This window comes from Agromyces sp. PvR057, assembly GCF_040547485.1.
In the GTDB taxonomy this organism is placed as follows: Bacteria; Actinomycetota; Actinomycetes; order Actinomycetales; family Microbacteriaceae; genus Agromyces.
The window spans coordinates 976019-987684 of the sequence record NZ_JBEPPT010000001.1 but is presented as its reverse complement, the minus strand read 5'-3'; the positions used below and the strand labels follow the sequence as shown (position 1 = coordinate 987684).

At 72.4% G+C, this 11666-nt stretch carries 9 protein-coding genes and 1 tRNA gene; 5 read left to right on the top strand and 5 right to left on the bottom strand.

What is annotated here, in order from left to right; translation table 11 throughout:
* Positions 1 to 16: 16 nt before the first annotated feature.
* A tRNA-Pro gene (locus ABIC29_RS04415) sits at positions 17 to 90 on the top strand.
* A gap of 121 nt (positions 91 to 211) precedes the next feature.
* Here ABIC29_RS04415 and ABIC29_RS04410 read toward each other — a convergent pair.
* Genes ABIC29_RS04410 through ABIC29_RS04390 form a run of 5 tightly spaced genes read right to left on the bottom strand, consistent with a single transcriptional unit; the run spans position 212 to position 6417 of the window.
* Positions 212 to 943 (bottom strand): 4'-phosphopantetheinyl transferase family protein, encoded by a 732-nt coding sequence (locus ABIC29_RS04410; protein WP_354243125.1) that lies wholly within the window; start codon positions 941 to 943, stop codon positions 212 to 214.
* Complete coding sequence (locus tag ABIC29_RS04405) at positions 940 to 1191, bottom strand: acyl carrier protein (RefSeq protein ID WP_116081009.1); 252 nt, start codon at positions 1189 to 1191, stop codon at positions 940 to 942. Before ABIC29_RS04405 ends, ABIC29_RS04410 begins: the two co-directional genes overlap by 4 nt.
* Positions 1188 to 2936 carry an acyl-CoA dehydrogenase family protein gene (locus ABIC29_RS04400; protein WP_354243122.1) on the bottom strand — a complete coding sequence of 583 codons (1749 nt, stop codon included), beginning with the start codon at positions 2934 to 2936 and terminating at the stop codon, positions 1188 to 1190. Before ABIC29_RS04400 ends, ABIC29_RS04405 begins: the two co-directional genes overlap by 4 nt.
* A complete protein-coding gene (locus tag ABIC29_RS04395; protein ID WP_354243119.1) occupies positions 2933 to 4693 on the bottom strand; it encodes an acyl-CoA dehydrogenase family protein in 1761 nt (586 codons plus the stop codon). The genes ABIC29_RS04400 and ABIC29_RS04395 overlap by 4 nt, the downstream gene beginning before the upstream one ends.
* Positions 4690 to 6417 carry a fatty acyl-AMP ligase gene (locus tag ABIC29_RS04390; RefSeq protein WP_158551769.1) on the bottom strand — a complete coding sequence of 576 codons (1728 nt, stop codon included), beginning with the start codon at positions 6415 to 6417 and terminating at the stop codon, positions 4690 to 4692. The genes ABIC29_RS04395 and ABIC29_RS04390 overlap by 4 nt, the downstream gene beginning before the upstream one ends.
* A 235-nt stretch (positions 6418 to 6652) precedes the next feature.
* Here ABIC29_RS04390 and ABIC29_RS04385 point away from each other — a divergent pair, with 235 nt between their 5' ends.
* From ABIC29_RS04385 to ABIC29_RS04370, 4 genes are all read left to right on the top strand, one after another.
* The gene (locus tag ABIC29_RS04385) at positions 6653 to 7894 is read left to right on the top strand and encodes a polysaccharide pyruvyl transferase family protein (protein WP_158551768.1); all 1242 of its coding nucleotides are present in this window, start codon (positions 6653 to 6655) and stop codon (positions 7892 to 7894) included.
* Between the two features lie 136 nt (positions 7895 to 8030).
* On the top strand, positions 8031 to 8591 hold the full coding sequence (locus ABIC29_RS04380) for an acyltransferase (protein WP_116081005.1): 561 nt from the start codon (positions 8031 to 8033) through the stop codon (positions 8589 to 8591).
* Entirely contained in the window at positions 8588 to 9805 is a 1218-nt protein-coding gene (locus tag ABIC29_RS04375) for a glycosyltransferase (RefSeq protein WP_116081004.1), read from the top strand. The genes ABIC29_RS04380 and ABIC29_RS04375 overlap by 4 nt, the downstream gene beginning before the upstream one ends.
* A 324-nt stretch (positions 9806 to 10129) precedes the next feature.
* Positions 10130 to 11647 carry a sugar transferase gene (locus ABIC29_RS04370; protein ID WP_116081003.1) on the top strand — a complete coding sequence of 506 codons (1518 nt, stop codon included), beginning with the start codon at positions 10130 to 10132 and terminating at the stop codon, positions 11645 to 11647.
* Positions 11648 to 11666: the final 19 nt, after the last annotated feature.

The following is an 11666-nucleotide window of genomic DNA, read 5'->3' as shown; positions in this document are numbered from 1 at the left end:
AGGCCCGCAAGGGCACCGGGGTGTGGCGCAGCTTGGTAGCGCGCGTCGTTCGGGACGACGAGGTCGCAGGTTCAAATCCTGTCACCCCGACACACATGATGAAGGCCTCCGCGAGAGCGGGGGCCTTCGTCGTTTCCACGGTGCGTTCAGCAGCCGGCCGGGTCCAGCCATGCTGTCCCGACGTGAGATCGGCGAGCGGATTCGGCGTGGTTCAGCCCCGCGGATGCACGACCTCGACCGCACGACCGTCGGCACCGCCGGCGCCGGACTCCGCGAGAAGCCGCACGATCGACATCTCGGGCGCCGATGCGGCGTCGGCGTCGGCCGACCGCGCCTCGACGTCGGCGAGGATCGCCTCGACATCGACGGCGACGCTCCTGGGGTCCACCGCGAGTCCGACGCCGCGGGCCTTCAGCACGGCTTCCTTCACGGTCCACGCGCGCGCGAGCGCTCGACGCCGGACCGCTCCGTCGGCGACCCGTCCGAAGCGGGCGAGCTCCTCGGGCGAGCACATGCGCCGCACGAGCTGCGGCCGTGAGAAGGCCTCGAACGGGGCCGCCTCGAGGTCCGCGCCGACGAGCACGCCTCGACCGATCGCGACCAGCATCGACGCACCGCTGTGCGCGATGCTGACGTCGATCGGCTGATCGCCGCGCAGCCTCGGCTTCTCGCCGGGGCGATGCGCACGGAACCCGGGCCAGACGCCGTCCAGGTGCTCGCGCACGAGTTCGCGCGCCCAGGCCCGCCCGATCGCGCGTCGCGCGACGAGGCGGCGGCGGCGCTCCCCCTGAACGGAGCGCGACGGTGCGAGCGGGTCGAGGTCGCTCACCTCGAGCGTCCAGTCACCGCTGCACCACCACAGGCCGTCGGCACCGCCGTGCGCCCGGGCACGCGCCCGGGCACGCGCCGGGGCGGGCGCGGTCGCGGTGCCGATGCCGGTCACGCCGCGGCGAGCCGTTCGGAGATGCCCTCGGCGAGTTCCCCGATCGTCGGGTAGTCCCAGACGATCGTGGGATCGACGTCGAGCTCGAACTCGTCCTCGATGTCGCCGCAGAGGGTCAGGGCGTAGACCGAGTCGAGTCCGAGGTCCGCGAGCGGCGTCGTCGCGTCGAACGTGCCGGCGTCGACCTTGCCGTAGGCCACGACGCGGCCCATCAGCCAGGATTCGATGGTCGGGGCATCCGTGGTCATCTGGTGTCTCCTTCTTCGAGTGGAACGGGCGGCGTCGCCGCCGGTTCCGAGATCGTGAACCGCACGTCGCGGTCGACGAGGTCGCCGGCGATGCCGACGAGGTGATCGACCTCGTCTGGGCCGAGCGGTGGGATCCGACCGGCGAGCCGCGCCTCGAGCCTGGAGAGCACGGCCCTGCGCACGACCTCGTCGCGCAGCACGGACCCTGGCGGTGCGGCGGCGCACGCGCCGGCCCAGGCGCCACCGGCGAAGAGCAGCGTCAGTCGATGCGCGAGCGCGAACGCCTCGGGCGGGGCGTCCGCCCCGAGCAGCGACGGCGAGACCTCCGATGCCTCGGTCCGGAGCCGATCGAGCTCGACGGCGAGCCGATCGAGCACCTCGACCGTGTCGGCGTCGAGCCCCTCGCGAACGATCGGATCCGTCAGGGCCGCGCCGAGCGGGTCGCTCGACCCCGCCCCGAGCGAGAGCCGGCCGAAGTCGAGCTCGTCGAGGGGGTCGCCGAGCCGGAACAGGCCGGGGTCGGTCGTCGTCGTGCGGCGCGAACGTCGGACCCACGCGGGCAGGTTTGGCAGGATCGTCAGCAGGCAGGCCGTGGAGCCGGCATGCCCGATGGGCACGACGGCGAGGTCTCGCACGAACTTCTCGACGATGTCGTACGGCGCGACCCTCGCGTAGAAGGTCGAGCCGAAGAGCACCGAGAGGTCCTGCATCGCCGACTGCAGCAACTGCGGCACGAGGTACTTCGAGGCCGCGGTCAGCACGAGGCATTCGGCCGGCGCCAGGTGCAGCGCACGCACGACGACCGCGCTCAGCGCGTCGGCGAGCCAGAGGTCGGCCAGCGCGCCGGCGAACAGAGCCCTGGCGTGCGGCAGGTCGAGCACCGCGCCACCGTAGAGCGCGCGTTCGCGGCCGTACCGCACGGCGAGGTCGAGCGTCGCGTCGACGGTCGCGACGGCGAGGGCCGGGATCACCGCGCGACTCACCTGGAACGCGGTGAGCGCCGTCTGGGCCGCCGTGCCCGTCGGTCCGACGACCGCCCCGGCGGGCACCGGCAGCTCGCGGAACTCGGCGACCCCGATGCGGCAGCCGCGCATGCCGGCCGTGAGCACGCGACGGCCGGTGTCGACGAACAGCCTCGTCGCGGCATCCTTGTGCCAGAGCAGCAGGGAATGGCTCCTGGCGCCGGGCTCGGGCGAGGTCCTCGCCATCACGAGCACGGACTCGGCGCGATCGACGTTGTTGATCACCTGCTTGACCCCGGTCAGCACCCATCCGCCCTCGCCGTCGGGCTGCGCGGTGAACTCGTTCGCGAGCAGGTCGTTTCCGTGATCGAGTTCGTGGAAGCCGACGGCGATGCGCTCGCCGCGCAGCAGCCGCGCCGCGACCTCGCGCTGCTGCGCCTCGTCGCCGGCGACCCAGACGTTGAGGGCCGCCATGAGCGAGGTGACGCCGTACCCGAGTCCGAGGGCCGGGTCGCGGCGGAAGATCGGACGCCAGCGGCGCACGAGGTCCTCGGTGGAGGCCCATCGACCGCCGAGCGACACCGGCACGAACTCCGCCGCCGCCTCCCACTCGTCGAGCAGGCTCTCGGCGGTCGTGCTCAGCCTCCGCGCGTCGTCGTCGGCCACGATCGACGCGTAGTCGAACGGTCCGGGATGCCGCGGGTCGCCGAAGAGCTCGTCGAGGTCGTCCGGCGCGGCCGCCGTCGAGATCCCCGCGTCGGCGCGGCCGTCGAGCATCGTCATGCGGCCTCCGTCCATCCGTCGAGCATCGAGACCGCCCGTGCGCGCGCGGCCTCCTCGAGGGCCAGCTCGGCGAGCGCCGACGCCGACGGCGCCGCCGCGGTCGAGGGCAGCAGGCCGAGTCGCACCGCGAGCCGGTCGAGCACCGCGGTCAGGCGCACCTCGGAGGGTGCGCTCGCGGCCTGCGGCGAGGCGAGGTCGGTGGCGATCGCGCACGCGGCGCCGAAGCAGAGGGCGAGCCGCTCGGCGAGGTCGAACGAGGCGGCCGACGGTGCGGACTCCCGCGGCGCGGCGCCGGCCGCGGCCGTGAGCCGGTCGAGCTCGGCGGCGATGCGCCTCGCGGGCACCGCGGACGGGCGCGCGCCGAGCAGGTCGACGAGCGCGGGCAGCGCGCGCAGCACCCGCGATCCGCGCTTGGTGACGAGGCGGAGCCTGGTGGTGTCGACCCAGCCGTCGTGCGCCTCGAAGCCGAAGTCGGCGACGATCTCCTCGGCGTCGACCGGGTCGGTGTCACGTGCGATCGAGGGGAACTCGTTGATGATCATGTTCAGGTTGACGACGGAGTTGCCGTCGAAGATGCCGACGACCCGGTTGTCGCGTGCCGCCTTCTGGAACGCGCCGGCACCCGCGATGCCGAGCAGCTGCGACCTCGCCCCGACGAACGGCGTGAGGTCCCGGAACAGAAGGTCGACGGTGTCGGGCACGAGGAACTTCACGAGCGCGCTGACGAGCGACATCTCCTCTGGGGTCCGGTGCGCCCCACGGGCACCGGCGTACATGACGGCCTCGGCGAGCAGCGAATCCGCGATCGCGGCTCCGAGCGTCGCCCGGGCCGCCGGGAGTCCCGCGAGCGACCGTCCGAAGAGGCGGCGGTTCGACGCGAACCCGGTGGCGATGGCGATCGCGTGATCGGCCGCGCCGAGCGAGAGCGCCGTGGTGAGCGGCCGCGTCAGCTGCAGGCTCTTCAGCACGATCTCGAGTCCGTGGCCCGGCGCGCCAACGAGTCGGTCGCCCTCGACGACCGTTCCGCGCAGCTCGAGTCCGCTGATGTCGGCACCGCGGATGCCGTGGGTCGCGACCTTGGGCCGGTACCCCAGCGTGCTCGGGTCGACCCGTTCCTTGTCGACCAGGACGAGCGACAACGCGCGCGGGCCGGCCTGGTCGGACGTGCGGGCCAGCACCGTCATCGCCCGGCCGCGCGTCGCGTTGTTGATCGGCCACTTCGTTCCGGTGATCCGGATGTCGCCGCCGATGGCGGCCGCGGTCGCCGTGTTCGAGAGGTCCGAGCCCCGGCCCGGCTCGGTGAGCCCCCACGACACCGGCTCGCCCGCGAGGACGAGTTCGGCCATCTCGCCCGCGATCGGCCCGCCCGCGATCCACGCGCCGACGGCACCGAGGAACGTCTTGCCGTGCGCGACGGCGACCGTGAGGTCCCGACCCGCGAGGCGCCGGATCATCATCATCGGCACGAACACGTCGCCGAGGCCGCCGCCGTGCGCCTCCGGCACGTATGCGCGTTGCAGCCCCCACCCGTCGACGGCGTCGACGACATCGCCGGGGAAGGCCGAGGCCTCGTCGAGCTCGATCGACCGATCCGTCGAGATCAGCGAGCCCGGCTCGCCCGGCTCGCCGAGGAACGCCTCGAACGCGCCCACCGAAGCGCGATCGAGCCGCCCGACCGCCTCGGCAGCCTCGACCGCCTCGGCGGCGACGGCAGCCTCGGTCGCGTCGATCGTCGAGGCCGGGATCGAGCCGGTCATGCGAGGCTCCGGTCGAATCCCACGCTCAGCACGGTCGCGAGGCGCTCGTCGGCGAGCAGCGAACGGGTGAGCGCGCGCTGCACCTTCCCGCTCGTCGTGCGGGGCAGCGTGCCCTTGCGGATGAAGGCGATGCCGAGCTCGGGCAGCGTGTACTCGTCGACGACCCTCCTGCGCACGGCCTCGGCCAGCCGCTCGAGTTCGTCGAGCGGCACCCGCGCCGCGTCGACCTCGGCGACGAGCCCGACGGCAGGCTGGGATCCGAGGCCCTCGAACGCCGCGCTGAGGCATCCGGACTGCAGGAACGACTCCGCGGTCGTCTCGAGGTCCTGGGGATACAGGTTCCGCCCGCGGATGATGATGAGGTCCTTGATGCGGCCCGTGATCACGAGCTCGCCGTCGACGAGCGAGCCGAGGTCGCCCGTGCGCAGGTAGCGCCGATCGCCAGACTCGCCCACGAGGGTTCCGCCGAACACGCGCTCGGTCTCCTCCGGGCGGTCCCAGTATCCCTGCGCCACGCTCGGACCGCGCACCAGGATCTCGCCGATCGCCCCCTCGGCCGCACGCAGCCCCGAGGCTGGATCCATGATCGCGATCTCGTGGCCCTCGGCCGGCGGCCCGCAGGAGACGAGGTCGACCACCCGATCGTCGGAGGTCGGTTCGTGCAGCTCCCCGGCCTCGACGCCGGCCGCATCGACCCGGATCGGGTCCACCGGCGCGGACCGCACGCTCGCCGTCACGAGCAGTGTCGTCTCGGCCATGCCGTAGGCGGGAATGAAGGCCCGGCCGTCGAACCCCGCCGCGGCGAACCGATCGGAGAAGGCGGCGAGCGTCGACCCGCGCACCGGTTCGGCGCCCGTGATGACGCCCTCGAGCGCCGAGAGGTCGAGCTCGGCCAGCTGCTCGTCGGTGACGAGCCTGGTGCACAGGCCGTAGGCGAAGTCGGGACCCACCGTGTGCGTCGAGCGGTACTGGCTGATGAGCCGCAGCCAGAGCAGCGGACGCCGCAGGAACTGGCTCGGCGAGGTGAGCACGCTGTCGGCGCCGGCGAAGATGGGCTGGAGCAGCTGACCGACGAGCCCCATGTCGTGGTAGTGCGGCAGCCAGCCCATCGTGCGCGACGCCGCGGAGATGCCGACGGCCGCCGTGATCGCGGCCTCGTTGGCCACGAGGTTGCCGTGGCTGACCATCACGCCCTTCGGCGTTCCGGTCGAGCCGGAGGTGTACTGCAGGAGGGCGAGCGACCGGGCGGTGATGGGCGGGGGCGTCCAGGACGCGGCATCCGCTTCGCCCGCGAGGGTCGTGACCTGGGTGACGGTCGCCCCGGCGGGGGCGCCGCCGGGCTCCAGTCCCATCGCGGCGAGCGCGGTGCCGTCGGTGAGCACGAGCGCGCTGCGCGAGTCGGCGATGATCGCCTCGAGGCGACCCAGCGCGGCGCCCGGTTGGCGCATCGCCGCGACCGGCACGGGGGCCGCGATCAACCCGGCGTAGAACGTCGCGTAGAGCGCCCGGATGAAGGCGAGCCCCGGATCGAACGCGAGGATCACGACCTCGCCTGCGGCATGCCCGCGCGCCGTGAGCGTCGCGGCGTCGGCACGCGCCTGCCGGTCGAAGGCCGCGTACGACCTGAACTCGGAATCGGTCGGGCTCGAGTAGAACCTGATCCCGCGATCCTCGCCCGCCGTGGCGGCCGTTCGCATCATGATGTCGACGAAGGTCGTGCTCATCACGTCGGCTCCCTCCCCTGTCGGCCGCCCGGCAGAGAGGAACGACGTCGTCCGGCGTAGCCCCGGGTGGCCCGAGCATATGGAGCCGAGTTGAACACCGTGCACACGCCGTGTTGCGCGCATGTTACGGCTCGCCCCTGCGGCACCCCCAGCTCGGGGGGCGCGATCCGGGTGTGGATATGCTGTCCGCCTGTCGGCGGCGCTCGCCGCACCCACGCCACTGGAAGGACCCTCGATGGCCAACGGACTCGGCGCACTCCGCCAACGCCTCTCGAAGCCGCTGCGGTCGCCGGGGCTGCTCGCGGCAGCCGATCGCATCCTCCTGTCGAGGCGCCACGTCGCCGGGGCGAGGGAGGGCGAGCACCACGTGCTGCTCGCGCCAGCCGGCGGCGGGAACATCGGCGACCAGGCACTGGTCGAGGCGTTCATCGAGAACGTCGACGGCCGGGTCACCGTCATCTGCCGGCGGCCGACGGACTACTCGATCGGCGACGACCGGGTGCGGGTCGTGCCCCTGCTCTCGCTCGCCTACGGCGACCTGATCGGCCACGCACGCGACATGCGCACCTTCCGCGCACTCCTGCGCACCGCGACCTCGTTCTCCGTCGTCGGCGCCGACGTGATGGACGGCGGCTACGGATACCGGGCCTCGGCCAACCGCGCGAACCTCGCCAGGCGTGCGGCCGAGGTCGGCATCGACGCCCGGATCCTCGGCTTCAGCTGGAACGCCTCGCCGCACCCGGTCGCACTCGACGCCGTGCGCGCCGCCGCGCGACACGGGGTCGAGGCGGTGCTGCGGGATCCGCGCTCGGCCGCGCGCGCCCGCGCCGACGGCGTCGCCCCCGTCGTCGACGGCGCCGACATCGTCTTCCTCGCGCAGCGCACCGATGCCGAGGCCGCGGCGGCCTGGGCCGACCGGGTGAGCGGCCCGCTCGCGCTCGTCAACTTCTCGGGGCTCGTGCCGGCCGACGGCGGGCTCGAGCCGTACATCGAGGTCGTCCGGACCCTCCGCGATCGAGGACACGGCGTCCTGCTGGTGCCGCACGTCTCCCGGCCGGGCGCCGACGACCTGCCCATCTGCCGGGCGGTGGCCGAGCGGTTCGAGGACGACGCCGACGTCGTGCTCGTCGATCACCTGCTCTCGCCCTCGGCGATCCGCGGCCTGACCGGTCGCGCGAGGCTCACGGTGACGGGGCGCATGCATCTCGCGGTCATGAGCCTCATGCACGGCGTGCCCGCCGTGACCGTGGCGACGCAGGGCAAGGTCGAGGGCCTCATGGACCTCTTCGACGCACCGCAGCTCTGCGTCGCGAGCGATCGCCTCGCGATCGACCTCGCTCGCGTCGCAGGAGAGACCGCCGACGACGCGGAGGCGCTCTCGCGGCGCATCGCGTCGCGGCTCCCCGACGTGCAGGTGCTCGCCCGCCGCAACCTCGCGCGCCTCCCCCTCAGGGATCGGACTGTTACCTCCGGGTAAACAATCGGCTCACGGCCATCGGTTCGCCGCGTCCGGCGGATACGCTGAGCGGGCTGGCGACTCGGCCGATGACGGACGCTCGAAGGACGTATTCGGTTTCGGGCGTCATGCCGGGTCGCCCGTCGGGGAGGCGGATGTGAACGGTCTGAAGCTGGTGCTGCTGATGCAGCGGGCACGCGATGCGGTCTTCTCGAAGATCGCCTCGACGGGGTTCGCGAGCTTCGGCGCGCGAACGCGGATCCTGCTGCCGTTCCGAGTGGGCAACGCCCACCGCATCTCGATCGGATCCGACGTGCTCATCGGTCCGGGTTCGTGGTTGATCGTCCCCCGACTCGACGGCCCGTCGCCCACGATCACGATCGGCGACCGGGTGCGCATGAACCAGACCTCGATCTCGGCTGTGCAGAGCGTCGTCCTCGAAGACGGCGTGGCGATCGCACGGGGCGTGTACATCTCGGATCACACGCACGGATTCGACGACCCCGACGTCTTCATCCGCGACCAGCCGCTCTCCCGCGTCGCGCCCGTGCGCATCTGCCGCGGAGCGTGGATCGGCCAGAACGCGGTGATCATGCCGGGCGTCACGATCGGCGCGGGCGCCGTCGTCGGCGCGAACTCCGTGGTGCGCGACGACGTGCCGGCGCGGTGCGTGGTCGCGGGTGCGCCCGCCCGCGTCATCCGGGAGCTGACGGCGTGAGCGAGCACACCGACGCCTCGTACGCCCTGTCCGAGGACGACGCCGGAGCCGAGGCCGACCGGAACAGCCGACCCGACCCGACCGACTTCGTCTTCACGTTCAGTTACGAGACCTACACCGATGCGGTCCGGCGCGGCATGATGCGACCGCCCGACCGGATCCTGTCGAGCCTCATGCGCAGCCCAGAGGTGCGGCGCCTGCTCGTCGCGGACCCGTACCGCTGGATGCCGCGCGTCGCCGCATCGCCGCTGCTCGATCGGGATGTGCGGTTCCCCGAGGACGAGCGCATCGCGTACCACCGGCCCGCTCGGCTCCGGCGCGAGGATCCGGTCGACCTGCCGGGCGTCGCGACCGAGTACTCCCGCTACGCTCGTTCGCTCGAGCGTGCCGCGAGCCGCCAGGGCCTGATCGCGCCGCACCTGCTCACCACGAATCCGCTCGTCGCCGGCTTCGCGCCGGCCGACTGGGCCTCCGGCGTGACCTTCTTCGCCCGCGACGACTGGCTGAGCTCGCCGGCCAGGCAGGCGTACTGGCCCGCGTACCGCGAGGCGTATCGACGCATCGCCGAGACGGGCCGGTCCGTCGCCGCGGTCTCGGCCGAGATCATCGACCGCATCGGGCCGACCGGGCCGGCGATGGTCGTGCCGAACGGCGTCGAGCCCGACGAATGGCTCGGCCTGCTGCCCGCGGCCCCGGCCTGGTTCGCCGAGATCCCCGGTCCGCGCGCCGTCTACGTCGGCACGCTCGACTCGCGGCTCGACGTGCCCGGCATCGCGGACCTCGCCACGCGCAGGCCAGAGCTCCAGGTCGTGCTGCTCGGTCCATGCCCCGATCCCGAGTACGTCGCTGCGCTTCGCCGGTTCGCGAACGTGCACATCCACCCGAGCGTCGCGAGGGCCGAGCTCGTCGCGACGCTGCGGAACGCCGAGGTGTGCCTGCTGGCGCATCGGCGAACGCCGCTCACCGAGGCGATGAGCCCGCTCAAGGTCTACGAGTACCTCGCGGCGGGCATGCCCGTCGTCTCGATCGACCTCCCGCCGGTACGCGGCATCGACGACCGCGTGCTGCTCGTCGACAGCGTGGCCGACTTCGCCGACGTCGTCGATGACGCGCTCGAGCTGGGCCGGGTGCCCGAGGAATGCCGCATCGACTTCATTGCGGCCAACTCGTGGTCGGCGAGGCACGAGATGGTGTTCGCGCTCGCACGGGCCTGACCCCGCCACCCCCCGTTCCACGGGATTTGCCCCCCGTTCGGAGGGCACCGCGCGCCGCTTTGTGTCGAGGATGTATCACCCGGCTGAAGAGCCTGTGAACAGGGGGGCACGAGCCTTACGGCGACTGGTCGTGGCTGCTTTGATCGGCGCAGAGCGAGTTTCGAAGACGTCGGTTCCCGATCGACGGTCGGTCAGGAACCGGAGGAGCCGCTCGATCTCCCAACAGGCAACGACCGCCTAGCCAAGTACCCATTCCATGCGGGCTCCGGCGGTCATCCGTGACCTCGGGATCCGCTGCACGCTGACTGACGTCCAGGGGGCCCGATGTCCAGTGAGGCCGAACCGATCACCCGAATCGGCATTCCCGGCGAGCGCCTGCTCGAACGGGCGTCGGCCGTCGGGCAGCGGGTGGTCGCCCAGCCGAGGCGACTGGGGTGGCGTCGCCGTCTCGTGGTCGCGATCTCGATCACGGATGCCGCGGTCGTGCTGTCCGCGCTGCTCGTCGCCCAGCTGCTGCGCTTCCAGACCAACGGGTTCCGCGCGTCGACGCCCCAGTCCGACCTCGCGTATCTGACGTTGACCGCGGCGATCGCGGTCGGATGGCTCGTCGCCCTCTCGGCCACGCGGTCGCGCCTGCTGCGCAACATCGGCACCGGGTTGGTCGAGTACCAGCGCGTCGTGAACGCGACCTTCCTCACGTTCGGCACCCTCGCGGCGGTCGCGTTCCTGTTCCAGATCGACATCGCACGCGGCTACCTCGCCGTCGCGTTCCCGCTCGGCCTCGTGCTCCTGCTGCTCGGTCGCGTCGCCTGGCGCGGGGCCCTGCACTCGATGCGCCGCGTCGGCCGCTGCACGACGGGGGCGATCATCGTCGGCCGCCCCGACGACGTGGCCAGGGTCGCCGGAGAGCTCCGGCGCAAGTACCGCGTCGGCTACCGGCCGATCGGGGCGACGTACGCGGGCACCTCGCGTTCCGCGAAGCGCGACGAGATCGACCTGCCCGCCATCGAGTTCAAGGACCTCGCGGCGACCTCCAAGCGCACCAGGACCCGCGCCGTGATCGTCGCGGGCGACCTGCCCGGCGGGAACGCGACCATCCGCCGGCTCGGGTGGGACCTCGAGAACGCGAACACGGAGCTCATCCTCGTCTCGCGGCTGACGGATGTCGCGGGCCCCCGCATCCACCTCCGCCCGATCAACGGGCTGCCGATGGTGCACGTCGACCTGCCGCAGTACTCGGGATTCGCGCACGCGCTCAAGCGGGTCTTCGACGTGGTCGTGGCCGGAGGCATCCTGCTGCTGCTGCTCCCCCTCATCGCGGGCATCGCCATGACGGTGCGCCTGACGAGCGTCGGCCCCGTGCTGTTCCGCCAGGAACGCGTGGGCGTGGGCGGGTCGCGCTTCACGATGCTGAAGTTCCGTTCGATGGTCATCGACGCCGAGGCCCGCCTGGCCGAGCTGCAGTCCCGCAACGAGTCCGACGGGGTGCTGTTCAAGCTCAAGGACGACCCGCGCATCACCCCGATCGGCAGGACCCTGCGCCGCTACTCGCTCGACGAGCTCCCGCAGCTGTGGAACGTGCTCATCGGCGACATGAGCCTCGTCGGCCCTCGCCCGCCGCTGCCCGCCGAGGTCGACCGCTACGAGGAGGACGTGAACCGGCGCCTGCTCACCAAGCCCGGCATCACGGGCCTCTGGCAGGTCAGCGGCCGCTCGAACCTCACGTGGGACGAGAGCGTGAAGATCGACCTCTACTACGTCGAGAACTGGTCGCTCACGGGCGACATCGTCATCCTGCTGAAGACCGCGCGAGCGGTCGTCGGCAGCCACGGCGCGTACTGACCACCCAGCCCTCGCTGCG